The organism is Stenotrophomonas sp. YJH_SMC_94-11, assembly GCF_059370435.1.
Map to the genome: position 1 here is coordinate 791212 of NZ_JCAFTR010000001.1, position 18386 is coordinate 809597.

General features: G+C 65.7%; 16 protein-coding genes. 10 read left to right on the forward strand and 6 right to left on the reverse strand.

Going from position 1 to position 18386, the window contains the following annotated elements:
* The 5 genes from fdhE to fdnG form a co-directional block, all read right to left on the reverse strand.
* Window positions 1-984, reverse strand: coding sequence for a formate dehydrogenase accessory protein FdhE (fdhE, locus tag AC5P74_RS03570; protein ID WP_329842658.1), 984 nt, complete (start codon window positions 982-984; stop codon window positions 1-3).
* On the reverse strand, window positions 965-1180 hold the full coding sequence (locus AC5P74_RS03575) for a hypothetical protein (RefSeq protein ID WP_141750797.1): 216 nt from the start codon (window positions 1178-1180) through the stop codon (window positions 965-967). Before AC5P74_RS03575 ends, fdhE begins: the two co-directional genes overlap by 20 nt.
* Before the next feature lie 353 nt (window positions 1181-1533).
* A complete protein-coding gene (locus tag AC5P74_RS03580; protein WP_005418959.1) occupies window positions 1534-2181 on the reverse strand; it encodes a formate dehydrogenase subunit gamma in 648 nt (215 codons plus the stop codon).
* Window positions 2178-3095 (reverse strand): formate dehydrogenase subunit beta, encoded by a 918-nt coding sequence (gene fdxH / locus AC5P74_RS03585; protein WP_053500839.1) that lies wholly within the window; start codon window positions 3093-3095, stop codon window positions 2178-2180. The genes AC5P74_RS03580 and fdxH overlap by 4 nt, the downstream gene beginning before the upstream one ends.
* A gap of 10 nt (window positions 3096-3105) precedes the next feature.
* Complete coding sequence (gene fdnG, locus AC5P74_RS03590) at window positions 3106-6174, reverse strand: formate dehydrogenase-N subunit alpha (protein ID WP_346608174.1); 3069 nt, start codon at window positions 6172-6174, stop codon at window positions 3106-3108.
* A gap of 290 nt (window positions 6175-6464) precedes the next feature.
* On the opposite strand from fdnG, the gene gmk reads away from it, so the two are divergent.
* From gmk to AC5P74_RS03630, 8 genes are all read left to right on the forward strand, one after another.
* On the forward strand, window positions 6465-7130 hold the full coding sequence (gene gmk / locus AC5P74_RS03595) for a guanylate kinase (RefSeq protein WP_005410878.1): 666 nt from the start codon (window positions 6465-6467) through the stop codon (window positions 7128-7130).
* 110 nt (window positions 7131-7240) lie between these two features.
* Window positions 7241-7540 carry a DNA-directed RNA polymerase subunit omega gene (gene rpoZ / locus AC5P74_RS03600; protein ID WP_005410877.1) on the forward strand — a complete coding sequence of 100 codons (300 nt, stop codon included), beginning with the start codon at window positions 7241-7243 and terminating at the stop codon, window positions 7538-7540.
* 106 nt (window positions 7541-7646) lie between these two features.
* Window positions 7647-9809, forward strand: a complete 2163-nt coding sequence (locus AC5P74_RS03605) for a RelA/SpoT family protein (RefSeq protein WP_005418955.1) — start codon at window positions 7647-7649, stop codon at window positions 9807-9809.
* 147 nt (window positions 9810-9956) lie between these two features.
* On the forward strand, window positions 9957-10343 hold the full coding sequence (locus tag AC5P74_RS03610; RefSeq protein ID WP_005418954.1) for a RidA family protein: 387 nt from the start codon (window positions 9957-9959) through the stop codon (window positions 10341-10343).
* Between the two features lie 7 nt (window positions 10344-10350).
* Window positions 10351-12462: an ATP-dependent DNA helicase RecG gene (gene recG, locus AC5P74_RS03615; RefSeq protein WP_005418953.1), complete on the forward strand. Its 2112-nt coding sequence runs from the start codon at window positions 10351-10353 to the stop codon at window positions 12460-12462.
* A gap of 415 nt (window positions 12463-12877) precedes the next feature.
* The gene (locus AC5P74_RS03620) at window positions 12878-13816 is read left to right on the forward strand and encodes a nucleoside hydrolase (RefSeq protein WP_346607682.1); all 939 of its coding nucleotides are present in this window, start codon (window positions 12878-12880) and stop codon (window positions 13814-13816) included.
* A gap of 88 nt (window positions 13817-13904) precedes the next feature.
* Window positions 13905-14147, forward strand: coding sequence for a type B 50S ribosomal protein L31 (locus AC5P74_RS03625; protein WP_005410871.1), 243 nt, complete (start codon window positions 13905-13907; stop codon window positions 14145-14147).
* A 296-nt stretch (window positions 14148-14443) separates the two neighbouring features.
* Complete coding sequence (locus AC5P74_RS03630; protein ID WP_005418950.1) at window positions 14444-15721, forward strand: citrate synthase; 1278 nt, start codon at window positions 14444-14446, stop codon at window positions 15719-15721.
* Window positions 15722-15846: 125 nt separating this feature from the next.
* Here AC5P74_RS03630 and AC5P74_RS03635 read toward each other — a convergent pair whose 3' ends face one another.
* The gene (locus AC5P74_RS03635) at window positions 15847-16620 is read right to left on the reverse strand and encodes an AraC family transcriptional regulator (protein ID WP_206620366.1); all 774 of its coding nucleotides are present in this window, start codon (window positions 16618-16620) and stop codon (window positions 15847-15849) included.
* A 93-nt stretch (window positions 16621-16713) separates the two neighbouring features.
* Here AC5P74_RS03635 and AC5P74_RS03640 point away from each other — a divergent pair, with 93 nt between their 5' ends.
* On the forward strand, window positions 16714-17478 hold the full coding sequence (locus AC5P74_RS03640) for an alpha/beta fold hydrolase (protein ID WP_053498485.1): 765 nt from the start codon (window positions 16714-16716) through the stop codon (window positions 17476-17478).
* A gap of 392 nt (window positions 17479-17870) precedes the next feature.
* Entirely contained in the window at window positions 17871-18380 is a 510-nt protein-coding gene (locus tag AC5P74_RS03645; protein ID WP_346607683.1) for a CS1 type fimbrial major subunit, read from the forward strand.
* The last annotated feature ends 6 nt before the right edge of the window (window positions 18381-18386 follow it).

The following is an 18386-nucleotide window of genomic DNA, read 5'->3' on the forward strand; positions in this document are numbered from 1 at the left end:
TCAGTTGCCGTCGGATTGCCACAGCAGCGGGTTCTGGCTGGCGCGCGCATAGCCTTCCTCGGCCAGCAGCAGGTCCAGCGCCAGCGTGCCGAGGTCATCGGCCACCGGCTCCAGTGACGGATCTTTCTCCAGGTACAGGATCTTGCGATAGCTGTGGCAGTGGTCGCAGGTCTCGGCGCGCACCGCACTCCCGCGCACCGCCTCGCCGCTGTCACCGTCCACCTCGGCCAGGGCGCGATAGGCAATGTCCTTGCCGGCGGCGCCGCACTGGCTGCACTGCACGCGCACGTAATGCCACTGGCAGGCACACAGTGAGCACGACAGGTAGCGATAGGCGGCGTAGGGCGGGCGCGCCTGCACCACGCTGGCCACCGGCAGCGTGCCACAGAGCGGGCACAACCCTGGCGCATCGGCCAGCGGCTTCAGGTCGGTCGGATGGAAGCTGGCGGCGAGCACCGCCCAGTACACCTGCAGCGCGTTCATCACCAGCAGCGCAGCGACGGCGTCGACCGACGGCGCGTCATCGCGTTCCAGCACCGCATGCGCCTGTGCATCCAGCCACGCATCATCAGCGGCGGCGACGCGCTGTAGTTCCTGCCGGGTTTCCACAGGCAGCCCGGTTTCGTCGGCACAGTGCCGGCACAGCGTGCGCAGCCAGTCGCGCCAGCGCCCATCCAGTTGCAGTGTGTTGGCCGGCCGCAACGGCATGCCGGCGCTAGCCGCCGCGCTTGACTGCTGCGCGCGCGCCTGTGCCTGAAGCCCCTCGCGTTGCCGCGGCGTCAACTCATCCAGCAGCGCCTGCTGCGCATCGGCCAGCGCCGCCAGCAGCTGCAGGTAGCCACCGATGGCACTGTGCGCGGCCAGGCTGCGCAGGCGTGCCGCGCGCGTAGCGAACAGTGACCCGGTATCAGGCAGGATGATGCGCGGCACATCGCGCGAGGCGAGCGTCTCGATCTCACCGGGTTCAAGGATGCGTTGCGCCATGCAGGGCCAGCCAGAAGAACCAGGCTCCATCCTCGCTGTTGTCGGCGCTGGCGTCCAGCGTGTTGCCGGCCATTTGAAAGGTTGGGGTCAGATCCGTTTTCCACAGGAAAACGGATCTGACCCCATCGGTTGGTTGAAAGTGGATCCCGAGCGTTGGTCGGGATTCGATCAGTGCCGACCAACGGTCGGCACCCACCGACAGATCGCGGCCAACTGTCGAAGGCGGGGTGGGTCCGGTTGCGGGAGCGTGAGCCGCATGGGCCCGAGGCATGCCTCGGGCGGGTTGGGCAGGACGCCCAACCCCGGTCTTGCCGTGTGCGCGGGACAGCGCACACGAGCAAGCGGCGACCGAGCTTACATGGGTGAGGGCGCTTTGCTTGCGAAGCACTGCTTCGCAAGCGCCCGAACGCACAGCCGCCAGCGGCTGGGCCGGGCCCCGGAGGGGTACTTGCAGCGTCCCCCGCAACCGGACCCACCCCGCAACTCCTCAGGAAGCCAGCTTTTGACGTTGACGTTGCTTCTGCGGGTACAGGGCCGCAGGCCCTGCCGCTACCCCTGTTCCCGCCGCCCGCGCAGGATGTCCCGGAACCACTGTCGGTGGTGCTTGTACGCCCACCCATAGGTCACCTTGCCCTGGGTCATCGCCCGCACCGACCCCTTGATCCAGATCGCCGCATAGATGTGCACCACGATCGCGCAGATCAGCACCCAGCCGAACAACGCATGGGCGAGCACCGAGAAGCGGATCACCCCGATCGGGAAGAAGTGGCTGAAGTACTGCCGCCAGATCACGAAGCCGGTCAGCAGCAGTGCCGACAGGCAGCCGATGATGGCCCAGAACAGCAGCTTCTGGCCGGCATTGAAGCGACCGACCGGTGGCAGCTTTTCATCCTCGTTGCGCAGCACATCGCGCATGCCGCGCATCCACGCGCGGTCGTCGGCGGTCGGCAGATTGTCGCGCCACATGCGCAACGCGAGCAGCGCAAAGCCCACCACCATGGCCAGGCCGATGAACGGATGCAGGATGCGCGTCCACGGTCCGCCACCGAACAGCTGGGTCAACGGGAACAGGGCAGGGTGGAACAACGCCAGGCCGGACAGCGCGGTCAGCACGAAGCAGATCGCCACGATCCAGTGGTTGATGCGGGTCGGCGCGCGGTAACGGATGATCTGCCGCGGGTGCGGGGCGTACTTCATGGCCGCTGCTCCTCTTCGATCTTCTTCGCCTCGTGCTCGGCTTGTTCTTCTTCCTCGTCATTGACCGTGTTGCGGCCGATGCCGATGTAGTGCAGGAAGCCAGCAAAGGCCGTGGCGGCGATCGCCAGGACGCCCAGCGGCTTGGCTACGCCCTTCCAGACTTCCACCATCGGGCTGATGCGCGGATCCTTGGGCAGGTCGGCGTAGAGCTCGGGCTTGTCCACATGCTGCAGCACGTACATCACGTGGGTACCGCCGACGCCCTGCGGGTCGTACAGGCCGGCGTTTTCATAGCCGCGTGATTTCAGGTCTTCCACGCGTCCGGCGGCGTGCTCGGTCATCGCCTGTTTGCTGCCGAAGGTGATCGCCCCGGTCGGGCAGGTCTTCACACAGGCCGGCTCCTGGCCGACCGCCACCCGGTCCGAACACAGCGTGCACTTGTAGGCCTTGTGGTCCTTCTTGGAGATGCGCGGTACGTCGAACGGGCAGCCGGTCACGCAGTAGCCGCAGCCGATGCAGTTCTCTTCCTGGAAGTCGACGATGCCGTTGGCGTACTGGATGATCGCGCCGGGCGACGGGCAGGCCTTCAGGCAGCCCGGGTCGCTGCAGTGCATGCAGCCCTCCTTCCGGATCAGCCACTCCAGCTTGCCCTTCTCGTCCTCGTACTCGCGGAACTTCATCACCGTCCACGACTGTTCGCTCAGGTCGGGCGGGTTGTCATAGCTGCCAACGCAGCTGCCCACTTCGTCGCGCAGGTCGTTCCATTCCATGCAGGCGACCTGGCAGGCCTTGCAGCCGATGCACTTGCTCACATCGATCAGCTTGGCGACCTGGCCGGTGTGTGCGCCCCGCGCCTCCGGCGAGGGCGTGGTGGTGGCCGAGCGGCGGATGATGTCCAGCGATTGCAGTGGCATGGCGTGTCTCCTACACCTTCTCGACCTTGACCAGGATGCACTTCGACTCGGGCGTCTGCGAGTTGCCGTCACCGATGGCATTGGTCAGCGTATTGGCGATATATCCGGGCTTGGCCGCACCGAGGAAGCCCCAGTGGATCGGCACGCCCACCTGGTGCACGGTCTTTCCATCGATCTGCAGGGCCTTGATCCGCTTGGTCACCACCGCAACGGCTTCGATATGGCCACGCTTGGAACTCACGCGCACGCGGCTGCCGTTGGTGATGCCCAGCTCGTCGGCCAATGCCGCACCGATCTCGACGAACTGCTCGGGCTGGATGATGGCGTTGAGCTTGCCGTGCTTGGTCCAGAAGTGGAAATGCTCGGTCAGGCGGTAGGTGGTGGCCACATGCGGGAACTCGTCCGGCGAACCGATCTGTGCACGGTCGCTGGCGAACACGCGTGCCGCGGGGTTGTTCAGCGTCAGGGCCTGGCCGGGGCTGAGCGGATTGCTGCGCAGCGGGGTATCGAACGGTTCGTAGTGCTCCGGGAACGGGCCTTCGGCCATGCCGGCCTTGGCGAAGAAGCGGGCGATGCCTTCCGGGTTCATGATGAACGGGCCCATCCCGCCGGCAGGATCTTCGTCGGCCTTGAAGTCCGGCACGTCCACGTTGCCCCAGTTCTTGCCGTTCCAGGCCAGCAGCGTGCGGCGTGGATCGAACGGTTGGCCAGCCACGTCGCACGAGGCGCGGTTGTACATCACGCGGCGGTTGGCCGGCCACGCCCAGGCCCAGCCCAGCGTGTTGCCGATGCCTGTCGGGTCACTGTTGTCACGCCGCGCCATCATGTTGCCGGTCGGGCCCCAGGCGCCGATGTAGATCCAGCAGCCGGAGGACGTGCTGCCATCGTCGCGCAGGTCGCCGAACGCGGCCAGCTGCTCGCCGGCCTTGCGCACCAGCTTGGTCGCGTCCTTCGGATCGAACACGTCCACGAGCGCCTTGCCGTTGTATTCCATCGCCAGTTCTTCCGGCGTCGGCAGCTCCGGGTTGGAATACTTCCAGGCCAGGTCGCGTACCGGCTCCCACCACGCACCGCCATCCTTCTCGTACATCGCTTTGATGCGATGGAACAGCTCGGACATGATCTCGATGTCGCTGCGCGCTTCGCCCGGCGGGTTGGCCCCCTTCCAGTGCCACTGCAGCCAGCGCGAGGAATTCACCACCGCGCCGTTCTCCTCGGCAAAGGAAGTGGTGGGCAGGCGGAACACTTCGGTCTGGATCGTGCTCGGGTCGACGTCGTTCAGTGCGCCGTGGTTCTGCCAGAAGGCGATGGTCTCGGTTTCCAGCGGATCCATGCTGACCATGAACTTCAGCTTGGAGAACGCACTGATCAGCTTGCCCTTGTTCGGCGCCGAGGCCAGAGGATTGAAGCCCTGGCAGATGTAGCCGTGGATCTTGCCCTCGTTCATCAGCTCGTACGCCTGCAGCATGTCGTACGGCTTGTCGAGCTTGGGCAGGTAATCGAAGCACCAGTTGTTGTCGGCGGTGGCGGCATCGCCCCACCACGATTTCATCAGGCTGACGTGGAACTTCGGGTAGTTCTGCCAGAACGACATCTGGTTGGCGCGCAGGGGCTTCTGCGTGCGCTTGGCGATGTAGGCGTTGTAGTCCTGCTCATCCTGTTTCGGCAGCGTCAGGTAGCCGGGCAGCAGGTCGGACATCAGGCCGATGTCGGTCAGGCCCTGGATGTTGGAGTGCCCGCGCAGCGCGTTCATGCCGCCACCGGCTACGCCGATGTTGCCCAGCAGCAGCTGCACCATGGTGCCGGCACGCACGTTCTGCGCGCCGATCGAGTGCTGCGTCCAGCCCAGCGCGTACAGGATGGTCATCGCCTTGTCCTTGCCAGCGGTGGACGCGATCATGTCCCACACATGGCGGATGCTGTCGGCCGGCGTGCCGCAGATGCGCTCGACCATCTCCACGGTGTAACGCGCGTAGTGTTGTTTCAGCAGGTTGTAGACGCAGCGCGGATCCTTCAGCGTCGGGTCGCTGCGCACGAATCCATCGTCACCGTAGGCGTAGTCCCAGCTGGAACGGTCATAGCTGCGCTTTTCTTCGTTGTAGCCCGAATACAGGCCGTCCTTGAAGGCGAACTCGTCCTTCACCAGGAACGACATGTCGGTGTAGTTCAGCACGTACTCGTGCTGGATGCGGTCCTCGGTCAGCAGGTAGTTGATCAGGCCGCCCAGGAACACGATGTCGGTACCGGTGCGGATCGGCGCGTACACATCGGCCACCGCGGCCGAGCGGTTGAAGCGCGGATCGACCACGATCAGCCGCGCCTTGTTGTGGGCCTTGGCCTCGGTCACCCATTTGAACCCGCACGGATGCGCCTCAGCGGCGTTGCCACCCATGATCAGGATCAGGTCGGCATTCTTGATGTCGACCCAGTGATTCGTCATCGCACCACGGCCTAGCGTCGGGGCAAGACCTGCCACCGTCGGGCCGTGTCAGACACGTGCCTGGTTGTCGAATGCCAGCATGCCGAGGGAGCGGACGACCTTGTGGGTCAGCACCGCGGTCTCATTGCTGGTGGCCGAGGCCGCCAGCATGCCAGTGGTCAGCCAGCGGTTGACCGTCTGCCCGGCTTCGTTCTTCTGCACGAAGTTGGCATCGCGGTCTTCCTTCATCAGTCGCGCGATGCGGTCCAGCGCATCGTCCCAGCTCAGCCGCTTCCACTCGTTCGAGCCCGGCGCGCGGTACTCGGGGTAGAGCAGGCGCGACTTGCTGTGGATGATGTCGGCCAGGCCGGCACCCTTCGGGCACAGCGTGCCGCGGTTGACCGGATGGTCCGGGTCGCCCTCGATATGGAAGATGCTCGGCTCGGCGTTCTTGGCGCCATCGCCGAGGCTGTACATCAGGATGCCGCAGGCCACCGAACAGTAGGTACAGGTGTTGCGGGTCTCGGTCGCGCGGGTCAGCTTGTACTGCCTGACCTCCGCGAGCGCGATGCCGGGCGCGAAGCCCATCAATGCCAGGCTGGAGCCGACCAGGGTTGTCCCGGTCACTTTCAGGAACTGGCGGCGGCTCATCGATGGCATGCCGTTCTCCTGGGATGGCGGGGAGGCGCAGGCCTCCGGGCTGTCGTTGGGTACGGGCCGGTTATAGCACAGGCCCCCGGATGCCCATGTGGCACAAGGCGCGGCGCCTGCCGGACGGGCCCGGAAAGGGCCTGCTCTGGTAAAGTTGCGTGCCCGCCCCCTGGGGAAGCGTCTGCCGGGCCTGGTCCCAGGATGTTCCGCGCAGCCCCCGCCGTCCTGGCGCGACCCTCCGCGCCGGATCTGGAACACCGAGGAAAAATTTTGCGAAATCAACCAATTGGGTTCCGCGCATGAGCGCCCCGTCGAAGCCGTCGGACGCCGTTGCGCGCGGCACGCTGTACATCGTGGCCGCCCCGTCCGGCGCCGGCAAGAGCAGCATCGTCAATGCCACCCTGGCCCGTGACCCGCAGATCGCCCTGTCGATCTCCTTCACCTCGCGCGCGATGCGCCCCGGTGAGGTGAACGGCCAGCATTACCACTTCGTCAGTGCCGAGAAGTTCGAGCAGATGATCGCCGCCGGCGACTTCTTCGAGCACGCTTGGGTGCACGGCGACTGGAAGGGCACGGCCCGGCAGTCGGTGGAGCCGCAGCTGGCCGCCGGCCAGGATGTGCTGCTGGAGATCGACTGGCAGGGCGCGCAGCAGGTGCGCCAGCTGGTGCCGGGCACGGTCACCGTGTTCATCCTGCCGCCGTCCAAGCAGGCCTTGCAGGACCGCATGCGCAAGCGTGGCCAGGACAGCGAGGCGGTCATCGCCCAGCGCCTGGGCGCGGCCCGCGATGAAATGCTGCACTTCAACGAGTTCGACTACGTCATCGTCAACGAGGTGTTCGACACTGCCGTGGACGAGCTGTGCGCCATCTTCACTGCCAGCCGCCTGCGCCGGGAGGCCCAGAAGGTCCGCCACGCCGGCCTGATCCAGGCGCTGCTGACCCCCGATCCGGGTGCAACTGACTGATTCCAAAAGAATCGGGTAGGGGTTGGCTTGATTTTGTCCAGCCCCTGCCAGTACACTCCGTCCCCTTTCCCTCATTCGACTGAGCGGCCGACCGGTCGCCGGGAGCCCGTATGGCCCGCATCACCGTAGAAGATTGCCTGGAAGTCGTTAACAACCGTTTCGAACTGGTCATGATGGCTTCCAAGCGTGCCCGTCAGCTCGCCAACGGCGTGCAGGCCACGCTGGACAACAGCGAGACCGAGGACAAGCCGACCGTGCTGGCGCTGCGCGAAATCGCCGCCCGCAAGATCGACAACGCCCTGATCGACGAAGTCGAAAAGGCCGAGCGTGAGCGCGCCGAGCGCGAAGCGCTGGAGTGGGCTGCCGCCGAAGTGGTCGCCGACGAAGACATGTCCAAGAACGACGATTGATCGCATCGATCAACGTAATCGTTGGATACACCGAACAGCCCGCCCCGTGCGGGCTGTTTCGCATTCAGGATTTGCCGTAAACGTCGCGCTGGAATAGGCTTCGGGCATGAACCCAGGCCCCACTGCCAAGGTCGCCGCAGCCCCCACTGCCGCCGTACCCGACTACGTCCTCCAGCTCGAACGCGCCGCCCATTACCTGCCGCCGGAACAGCTGCCGCTGTTGCGCCGTGCCTGGGAAGTCGGGGCCTCCGCGCACGCTGGGCAGACGCGCAAGTCGGGCGAGCCCTATATCACCCATCCGGTGGCCGTGGCCCAGGTGCTGGCCGAACTCGGCCTGGACGTGGAAGCGCTGATCGCCGCGATCCTGCACGACACCATCGAAGACACCCCGCTGACCCGCGAGGCGCTGGCCGCCGAGTTCGGCGAAGCCGTGGCCGAACTGGTCGACGGTGTCACCAAGCTGGACAAGCTGAAGTTCCGTGACCGCCAGGAGGCGGCCGCCGAGAGCTTCCGCAAGATGCTGCTGGCGATGTCGCGCGACCTGCGCGTGATCATGATCAAGCTGGCCGACCGCCTGCACAACATGCGCACGCTGGGCGCGCAGAGCCGCGAAGCGCGTGGCCGCATCGCCCGCGAGACGCTGGAGATCTACGCGCCCATCGCCCAGCGCCTGGGCATGAGCCTGGTCAAGAGCGAGCTGCAGAACCTGGGGTTCAAGGCGCTCTACCCGTGGCGCCACGCCATCATCGAAAAACACATCCGCAGCCAGCCGGTGGTGCGCCGCGAAGCGATGGCGCAGGTGGAAGTGCAGCTGTCGCAGCGCCTGGCCAAGGAGGGCATCGAGCATCGGCTGATCAGCCGTATCAAGACCCCGTGGAGCATCTACAACAAGATGCGCGACGAGAACAAATCCTTCGACCAGGTGATGGATGTGTTCGGCTTCCGCCTGGTCGTGCGCAGTGTGCCCAGCTGCTACCACGCGCTGGGCTCGGTGCACGCCACCTTCAAGCCACTGGATGGGCGCTTCCGCGATTTCATCGCCATTCCCAAGGCCAACGGTTACCAGTCGCTGCACACGGTGCTGTTCGGGCCGTATGGCTCGCCGATCGAAGTGCAGATCCGTACCGAGGAAATGGACCTGATCGCCGAACGCGGCGTGGCCGCGCACTGGACCTACAAGTTCGGCGGCGATTCGCCCAACAGCGCACAGAGCCGTGCCCATGCGTGGATCGTCGAGCTGATCGACTCGCAGCGCGCCGCCGGTTCCTCGCTGGAATTCCTCGACAACGTCAAGGTCGACCTGTTCCCTGACGAGGTCTACCTGTTCACCCCGAAGGGCAAGATCCTGGCCCTGCCGCGCAATTCCACCGCGCTCGATTTCGCCTACGCCGTGCATACCGACGTCGGCAACATGGCGGTGGCCTCGCGCGTGGACAAGAAACTGGTGCCGTTGCGCACCAAGCTGGTGTCGGGGCAGTCGGTGGAGATCATCACCGCACGCTCGGCCACGCCGAAACCGCAGTGGCTGGAATTCGTGGTGACCAGCAAGGCGCGCACCGCCATCCGCCACCAGCTCAAGCAGCTGGAGCACGAGGATGCCGTGCAGCTGGGCCACCGCATGCTCGACCGTGCGCTGGAAGCGATGGATTCGTCGCTGGAGCGGCTGCCGAAGGGGCGCCTGGATGCGTTCCTGGCCGAACACCGCTTCCCGCGCCTGGAAGCCCTGCTGGCCGAGGTCGCACTGGGCAACTGGATGCCGACCCAGGCCGCGCAGGCGCTGATGGCCTACGCCGAACTGCGTGGCGGCCCGCATTCGCGCCACCACTCGCAGGAGAAGATCCTGATCAACGGCAGTGAGCGCGGCGTGGTCACCTTCGCCGGCTGCTGCCAGCCGATTCCCGGCGACGAGATCATGGGCTACCACACCGCCGGCAAGGGCATCGTGGTGCACCGGATGGACTGCCCGAACCTGGCCGAGCTGCGCAAGTCGCCCGAGCGCTGGGTGCCGATCGGTTGGGACACCACCGTCTCCGGCGACTACGACACCTCGCTGGTGGTGGAAGTGGAGAACGGCACCGGCGTGCTGGCGCAGCTGGCCGCCGCCATCGCACAGAGCCATTCCAACATCGAACGCGTGGACTACCTGGACCGCGACTTCAACGCCGCCGTGCTGGCGTTCAACATCCAGGTGCGCGACCGCAACCACCTGGCCGAAGTGATGCGCCGCCTGCGCCGCCTGTCGGTCGTGCAATCGGTACGCCGCCAGTAGATCCACGCCATGCGTGGATGACGTTCCGCGCACACGACGCACGGGGTCGGATCCGTTTCCCGCCGGGAAACGGATCCGACCCCAGCCGATGCCGCGCCCAGCCGGTACAATCACCGCTCTGTTTTCCCCCAAGCACCGGAGCGACCCATGTCCCGCCAGATCATCAACACCGAAAAGGCCCCCGCCGCCATCGGCCCGTACTCGCAGGCCGTGCGCGCCGGCAACACCGTGTACTTCTCCGGCCAGATCCCGCTTGACCCGGCCACCGGCGACATCGTCGGCGCCGGTGACGTCGAAGCACAGGCCCGCCGCGCCTTCGACAACCTCAAGGCCGTGGCCGAAGCGGCGGGTGGCTCGCTGGACAAGGTCGTGCGCCTGGGCCTGTACCTGACCGACCTGGGCGAGTTCGCCAAGGTCAACGCGGTCATGCAGGACTACTTCCAGGCCCCGTACCCGGCCCGTTCCACCATCGAAGTCTCCGGCCTGCCGAAGGGCGCCAGCTTCGAGGTCGACGCGGTGATGGTCATCGACTGACCGCCACGTGGCACGCAAGGCGGCGGTCACCCCGGTCCTGTCACCGTCCGGCGAAGCATCCCTGGCGATGCTCGCCGGCGTCGGTCCGGCCGTGGCCGCCAAACTGCAGGCACGTGGCCTGGCCACCCTGCAGGATCTCTGGCTTCACCTGCCGCTGCGCTATGAAGACCGGACCCGGCTGACCCGCATCGAAGACCTGCGCAACGGCGTGCCGGCGCAGGTGGAAGGGCGGGTGGTCGCGGTCGAGCGTGGCATGCGCTACCGGCCGATGCTGAAAGTGGCGGTGGAAGACGAAGGGCAGGGCACCCTGGTGCTGCGCTTTTTCCACTTCCGCCAGCAGCAGGTCGGGCAGTTCGCGGTCGGCACCCGGCTGCGCTGCTTCGGCACGCCCAAGCCCGGCCACCTCGGCCTGGAAATCGTCCATCCCAGCTACCAGGTGCTGGGCCGCAACGACGATCCCGAACTCGGCGACCGCCTCGACCCGGTGTATCCCACCGTCGAAGGGGTCGGCCCGATGACCATGCGCAAGCTGATCGGCCAGGCGCTGGACCGCCTGCCCGAGGAAAGCACGCTGGAACTGCTGCCCAACGGTTGGCTCGATGGCCTGGGCCTGCCGCCGCTGCGCAGCGCGCTGCTGACCGTGCACCGGCCACCGCCGGATGCCGATCTGGCCGCGTTGGCGGCTGGTACCCACCCGGCGCAGCGTCGCCTGGCGATGGAAGAACTGCTGGCCCATCACCTCAGCCTGCGTCGCCAGCGTATTGCATTGCAGGCGCACCATGCGCCGCCGCTGGCCGGCCCCGGAAAACTGGCCAAGGCGCTGCTGAAGCAGTTGCCGTTCGCGCTGACCGGCGCGCAGGCACGCGTGTTCAAGCAGATCCGTGAGGACCTTGCGCGGCCCAGCCCGATGCTGCGGCTGGTGCAGGGCGACGTCGGCTCCGGCAAGACGGTGGTGGCCGCGCTGGCCGCCATGCTGGCGGTGGAGCAGGGCAAGCAGGTCGCATTGGCCGCCCCCACCGAGTTGCTGGCCGAGCAGCACCTCAACAATCTGCGTGGCTGGCTGGAACCGCTCGGCGTGCGCATCGCCTGGCTGGCCGGCAAGGTCACCGGCAAGGCGCGCGCCAAAGTGATGGAGCAGGTCGCCAACGGCGAAGCGCAGGTGGTGGTCGGAACCCACGCGCTGATGCAGGAGGCGGTGGTGTTCCAGGACTTGGCGCTGGCCATCGTCGACGAGCAGCACCGCTTCGGCGTGCACCAGCGCTTGGCGCTGCGCGACAAGGGCGCGGGCGGCAACAGCGTGCCGCACCAGCTGGTGATGACCGCCACGCCGATTCCGCGCACGCTGGCGATGTCCGAATACGCAGACCTGGATGTATCAGCCATCGACGAACTGCCACCGGGCCGCACCCCTGTGCAGACCGTGGCCTTGAACAATGACCGTCGCCCGGAACTGATCGAGCGCATTGCGCTGGCCTGCCAGGAAGGGCGGCAGGTGTACTGGGTGTGCACGCTCATCGAGGAAAGCGAAGAACTGGATGCCACCCCGGCGCAGGCCACCTACGAATCGCTGCAGGCGCTGCTGCCGGGCGTGCGCGTCGGGCTGGTGCATGGCCGCCTCAAGGCCGCCGAGAAGCTGGCGACGATGGTGGCGTTCAAGGCCGGCGAGATCGACTTGCTGGTCGCGACCACGGTCATCGAAGTGGGTGTGGACGTACCGAATGCTTCGTTGATGGTGATCGAGAACGCCGAGCGCCTCGGCCTGGCCCAGCTGCACCAGCTGCGTGGCCGCGTGGGCCGCGGTTCGGCGGTGTCGCGCTGCGTGCTGCTGTACCAGGCACCACTCTCGCAGATGGCGCGTGAGCGCCTGCAGACCATGCGCGAAACCAACGATGGTTTCGTCATCGCCGAGAAGGACCTGGAACTGCGCGGCCCCGGCGAACTGCTCGGGACGCGCCAGACCGGCCTGGCCGGTTTCCGCATTGCCGACCTGGCCCGCGACGCTGGCCTGCTGCCCGGCGTGCATGAATTGGCCGAGCGCCTGTTGGCCCAGCAACCGGCCCTGGCTGATCGCGTGGTGCAGCGCTGGATCGGCACCGCGGTGCGCTACGCCTCGGCCTGATCCCTGTAGAGCCGAGCCCATGCTCGGCTGCCGTTCGCGCTGCGCGCGGGAGTCGAGCATGGTTCGACGCTACAGACAGCGCTTTTGATCATTTCGATGTTCATCCACGCATCGCGTGGATGTGTCGACCAAGGTCGACACCTACCAACAGCGGTAGCGATCTGTCGAAGGCGGGATGGGTCCGGTTGCGGGGGCGTGAGCCGCATGGATGCGGCGACCGAGCTTACATGGACGTACTTGCAGCGTCCCCCGCAACCGGCCCCACCCCGCCATCGCTCAGGAAACCAGCTTTTGCCGTTGCCGTTGCTCCTGCCTCTGCGGGTGCAGGGCGCAGCCCTGCCAGAACCCCAACCCCCGTACTTGCAACGGTCATCATCCCGGTCCACACTTCGTTGCCGATCTGAAGACGGCAACGATGACCCACAAGATCCCCCTGTTGATCGACACCGATCCCGGTGTGGACGACGCCCTGGCCCTGCTGATGGCCTTTGCCGATGAACGGCACGACGTGGTCGCCCTGACCATCGCCGCCGGCAATGTCGGCCTCGAATACACCGTCCGCAACGCCCTCAAGCTCTGTGACATCGTCGGCCGCCCCGACGTACCGGTGTTTGCCGGCAGCCCGGATCCGCTGCTGCATCCCTCCGTTGACGCTGCCCACGTGCATGGCCGTGATGGCTACGGCGACGTGGACCTGCCGCCGCCGAGCCGCCAGGCCGAGGCCGAGCACGCTGCCCTGGCCATCCTGCGCCTGTCGCACGAACACGCCGGCGAACTGATGCTGGTGATGTTGGGCCCGCTGACCAATCTGGCGCTGGCACTGAAGCTGGACCCGACCCTGCCCCAGCGCATCAAGCGCATCGTGGTGATGGGTGGCGCGGTTACCTGCCACGGCAACATCACCCCGGCAGCCGAATTCAACATCGCCTTCGATCCTGAAGCCGCGCACGTGGTGTTCACCTCGTTCAAGCACCTGCTGGTGTCCGACTGGGAGGCGACCGTTGCCCACGGCCTGCCGCTGGAGGACGCCGAGAAATGGCTGCAGGCCGATTCCGACCGCGCCCGCTTCTACGAACTGATCTCGCGCAAGACCCGCGCGCTGTCGGAAGATGCCAAGGGCGGCCGCTGGTATACCGCCGATGCGGTGGCCATGGCGTGGGCGCTGAATCCGGAAGGGCAGCTGCAGGTCGAGTCGCGGCCGCTGAACGTGGAGCTGAATGGCACGTTCAGCCGCGGCGCCACCATCGTCGACTGGAACCGCCAGACCGGCCAGCCGGACAACTGCGATCTGCTGATCGCCTACGACCAGCAGCGTTTCGAGGCCCTGGTGCGCCAGGCCCTGGGCGCGGACTGACCTCGATTGCCCGCCACCGGTTGCCCCGAGCGGCAACCGGTGCTTATAATGCCGCTCTTGACCACCAGCCCATTTACGGTGTGAGCCCATGAAGGCCGATATCCATCCGAACTACCGCGACGTCGTCTTCCATGACGTCACCTCCGATTTCAAGATCCTGACCCGCTCCACCATGGCGACGAAGGAAACCATCCAGTGGGAAGACGGCAACGAATACCCGCTGGTCAAGGTTGAAATTTCCTCTGCTTCGCACCCGTTCTACACGGGCAAGCACAAGGTCATCGACACCTCGGGCCGTATCGACAAGTTCCAGAAGCGCTACGCGCGCTGATCTGTCGATCCAGCTTCGAACCGACGGCCGCGCTCTGCGCGGCCGTTTGTTTTTCCCCAACGCCAACCCAACGGGCGTTTGGATGGACGGAACACTGCGTTCGTGTGACAACGCTTTTGCCGATCCGGGCCGCTCAACGGCCGGTGTCTGGCCGCCTGTCGTATACGACTTCCGTCTAGCACCCGACAAATGCTGCTGTGCGATAATGACATGATCCCCGGCACAGGCCGAGGACGTCATTCACGTGCCTGACCAATGCGCTTGGGCAGGCGCCTTCCCATGAAGGAGCGCACACAGTGTCCGATCTTGATCAGGTCACGCTCAACGCCGGCGATAAGTCCGTCGTTCTGCCCGTCATCAAACCCACCCTTGGCAACGACTGCGTCGACATCGCGAAGCTGACCAAGGAAACGGGGTTCTTCACCTACGATTCCGGCTTCACCGCGACGGCCAGCTGCAAGTCCGCCATCACCTACATCGACGGCGACAAGGGCGTGCTGCTGTACCGCGGCTACCCGATCGAACAGCTGTCGGAAAAGTCGAGCTACGTCGAAGTGGCCTACCTGCTGATCAACGGCGAGCGCCCGAGCGCCGAGCAGCTGAAGGCCTTCACCGATGAGCTGACCGCCGAAGCCAACGTCGACGATTCGATCAACACCCTGATCGGCAGCTTCGCCAAGGATGCCCACCCGATGGCGATCCTGGCGGCCGCGATCGCGCAGCTGTCGGCCATCTACCACGACTCGCTGGACCTGTCCGACGCCGAGCAGCGCCGCAAGGCCGCCGTGCGCCTGATCGCCAAGGTGCCGACCCTGTCGGCGCTGATCTACCGCCACGGCAAGGGCCTGCCGGCCAACAAGCCGGACACCTCGCTGGACTACGTCAGCCGCTTCCTGAAGCAGACCTTCGAGTCCGCTGACGGCCAGTACGACCTGAACCCGGACGTGGTGAAGGCGCTGGACCTGCTGTTCATCCTGCACGCCGACCACGAGCAGAACGCCTCGACCTCGACCGTGCGCCTGGTCGGCTCGACCGGTGCCAACCCGTACGCGTCGGTCGCTGCGGGCGTCACCGCGCTGTGGGGTCCAGCCCACGGCGGTGCCAACGAAGCCGTGCTGAAGATGCTGGAAGAGATCGGCAGCGCCGACAACGTCGAGTCCGCCGTGGTCAAGGCCAAGGACAAGACCTCCGGCTTCCGCCTGATGGGCTTCGGCCACCGCGTCTACAAGAACTTCGACCCGCGCGCCAAGGTCATCGGCGAGATGACCAGCAAGGTGCTCAAGCAGCTGGGCGTGCAGGATCCGCTGCTGGACGTGGCCGTGAAGCTGGAACAGGCTGCGCTGCAGGACGAGTACTTCGTCGCCCGCAAGCTGTACCCGAACGTCGATTTCTACAGCGGCATCATCTACAAGGCGCTGCAGATCCCGACCGAAATGTTCACCGTCATGTTCGCCCTGGGCCGTACTTCCGGCTGGGTGTCGCATTGGCTGGAACAGCAGGTCGATCCGGAAATGAAGATCGGCCGTCCGCGCCAGGTCTACACCGGCAGCGACGTGCGCGACTACCAGGGCTGATCGCCCGCGTAGGTTGTGCTGAAAACGCCCCGCAGCCGCGGGGCGTTTTTTTTTGCCCCGATCGCGCTCGGCGGAGGGTGGCTGCGGGCCGTTGGTCCGCACGGCAACCAAACATCCATCCGGCACTACACCTCTGAATACTGGCTCGGCGGACTCCCCAGCACACGCCGGAATGACGCAGAAAACGCACTCGGGCTCGCATATCCCAGATCCAGTGCCACGCGTGTCACCGCTTGCCCTTGCCCCAATCGTTCGATGGCCACCAGCAGGCACACCTGCTGCCGCCACTCGGAAAAACTCACGCCGGTATCCGCGCGGAACATCCGCGTGAACGTGCGACGGCTCATGCCCGCATCCGCAGCCACCTCATCAAGCCCAATGGCGAGCGAAGGCGCATCGAACAGCGCCCGGCAGACGCGCGCGAGGCGTGCATCGGCAGGCAATGGCGCGTGCAGGGAAAGCGTGGACATCGACGCGATCTCCGCCACCAGCAACTGCATCAGCTTGCCCGCTCGCCCGTTCTCGTCGTACAGCGCTGGCAGGTCCACCGCATCCTCCAGCAGCTGCCGCAACAGGGGAGAGACCGCATACACGCGGCAGTGCGCCGGCAGTGCCACGGCGGCGGCGGCCTCGATCGAAAGAAAAGCGTTGAGCATCGTCACCGGCCCGCGCATCGTCATCTCATGGGCCATCCCGGCCGGCACCCAGCAGGCGCGCCGTGGCGGCACCAGCCAGCGACCCTGCGGAGTCGTCACGCTGATGGTCCCGCGCGCGGCGAATGCGAACTGACCACGTCGATGGGCGTGCCGGGGAAACGTGGACGCGGCCGCGTAGTCGTTCGAGGTGACCACGACATCGCGCGGCAGGTCTTCGTAGGGATCGAGCAGCGAGTTGCGCATGGCCCGGATTCTATAGCGGTTGACCCGCCATCGACGGCGGGCCGGGCGTGCGCTGCCTAGCATCAGTTCTCCTTCCGAATGCGGCGATTCTTCATGGCCAACACTTTTCATCGCGTGGGGCAGGGGCCTCACTTCGTCCTGGTCCTGCATGGCTGGTTCGGTGACGCGCATGCGTTCGAGCCGATCGAGCCGTGGCTGTCGCGTGATCATTTCAGCTACGTCTTCATGGATTGCCGTGGCTACGGCGGCATGCAGGATGCGGCGGGCCAGTACAGCATCGACGAGGTGGCACATGATGCGTTGGCGCTCGCCGATGCGCTGCGGATCGACACCTTCAGCGTGATGGGGCATTCCATGGGAGGCATGGCGATCGAGCGCATTGCTGTGCTCGCGCCACAGCGTGTGCGATCCATGCTGGCCATCGCGCCCGTTCCCTGCGGCGGTATTGCCTATGACGCGCCCACGCGGCGCCTGTTGGAGAGTGCCGCGGGCAGCCTCGCCACCCGGCGGGCCATCATCGATCGCAGCAGCGGCGGGCGTCTGCCTGCGACCTGGTTGGACTGGAAGGCCGGCTACTCAATGGAGTGCTCCGCGCCCGGCGCATTTGCTGCCTATCTTTCCGCGTGGGCAGATACGGATTTCAGCAATGAGATCGTTGGTGAACATCGGTTGAAGGTGGTGGTGGGTGGGAATGATCCAACGTTCAACCGATCACTGATGGAGAAGGCCTATCTGTGCCGCTATCGCCACGCAACGCTGGAGGTCATCGAAAGTGCAGGGCACTACCCGATGAATGAGGCACCTTTGGCATTGGTGGCGGCCATGGAGTGCTTCCTGTTGTCGTTGCCCGGGAGGTAGCGTCGACTGGCAGTTGACTCGCGCGTCTGGCGCGAAAAGCAGTCGAGCGCGAATCATGCCCTTGGCCCGGCGGCAGGTTCCGTGCGCATGGCGATGCGTTCATCTGGAGGGCGCCCACATATTCTTCGGCGCGGCTCGACTCTACAAAAGCGAAGCAATGAGGTTTGTTGCATTGAACCGATGAGGGAAATTGCATAACTCTCAAACATTGAGCGAATTCAAGAATTCCCCTTAACGTTCAACGTTTTAGGAATGCTTGAATGGCCTGCATGGCAATGGATTTCTAACATTCTCTCCGTCGCCCGCACCCATCCCCGCGGGCGATGCTCCCCTCCCTTTTCTCCTTGGGGAGGGGAGCTTTCATATTCCCCCTTTGTCCGAGAGAGACAACCATGCACGCCATCATCAAGAAGGCCGCGCTCGCTGTAGCGCTGGCCACTGCTTCGCTGTCCGCGCACGCGCTGGAAACCAAGATCTCCGTCTACGCCGACGTCGACCCGACCCTGGCACTGCTGCGTGATGACGGCACCCCGCTGCCGGACGTGGTCAACCTTACCCACGATCCGCTGCGCGGCCTGATTCCGGACACGCAGCGCGTGCGCATCCACTCCAATGATGACACCGCCGATATCGAGGCGCGTATCGATGGTGCGTTTGCCCTCGCAAATGAGACCGGCACCGTCACCGTACCGATGAGCATCAGCCTCAACAATCGCGCACTGGGTGCCGCCGCCATCGAATACAAGGCAGTCGACCTGTTCACCGGCGCCGGCTCGACTCCGGGCGCCTCGATTTCGATGCCGTTGACCATTGCCCAGGCCACCCCGGCCCCGATCACCACCAAGGGTCGCTACAGCGGCATCGTCAACGTCGTGCTGAACCAGAAGGCGACCTCGCCGTAATCCCCG

Coding starts and splice junctions, on each gene's coding strand:
- rpoZ (WP_005410877.1), top strand. CDS start 7,241: ATGGCCCGCATCACCGTAGAAGATTGCCTGGAAGTCGTTAACAACCGT.
- fdhE (WP_329842658.1), bottom strand. CDS start 984: ATGGCGCAACGCATCCTTGAACCCGGTGAGATCGAGACGCTCGCCTCG.
- AC5P74_RS03580 (WP_005418959.1), bottom strand. CDS start 2,181: ATGAAGTACGCCCCGCACCCGCGGCAGATCATCCGTTACCGCGCGCCG.
- fdxH (WP_053500839.1), bottom strand. CDS start 3,095: ATGCCACTGCAATCGCTGGACATCATCCGCCGCTCGGCCACCACCACG.
- AC5P74_RS03645 (WP_346607683.1), top strand. CDS start 17,871: ATGCACGCCATCATCAAGAAGGCCGCGCTCGCTGTAGCGCTGGCCACT.
- AC5P74_RS03635 (WP_206620366.1), bottom strand. CDS start 16,620: ATGCGCAACTCGCTGCTCGATCCCTACGAAGACCTGCCGCGCGATGTC.
- AC5P74_RS03640 (WP_053498485.1), top strand. CDS start 16,714: ATGGCCAACACTTTTCATCGCGTGGGGCAGGGGCCTCACTTCGTCCTG.
- AC5P74_RS03625 (WP_005410871.1), top strand. CDS start 13,905: ATGAAGGCCGATATCCATCCGAACTACCGCGACGTCGTCTTCCATGAC.
- gmk (WP_005410878.1), top strand. CDS start 6,465: ATGAGCGCCCCGTCGAAGCCGTCGGACGCCGTTGCGCGCGGCACGCTG.
- AC5P74_RS03610 (WP_005418954.1), top strand. CDS start 9,957: ATGTCCCGCCAGATCATCAACACCGAAAAGGCCCCCGCCGCCATCGGC.
- AC5P74_RS03605 (WP_005418955.1), top strand. CDS start 7,647: ATGAACCCAGGCCCCACTGCCAAGGTCGCCGCAGCCCCCACTGCCGCC.
- AC5P74_RS03620 (WP_346607682.1), top strand. CDS start 12,878: ATGACCCACAAGATCCCCCTGTTGATCGACACCGATCCCGGTGTGGAC.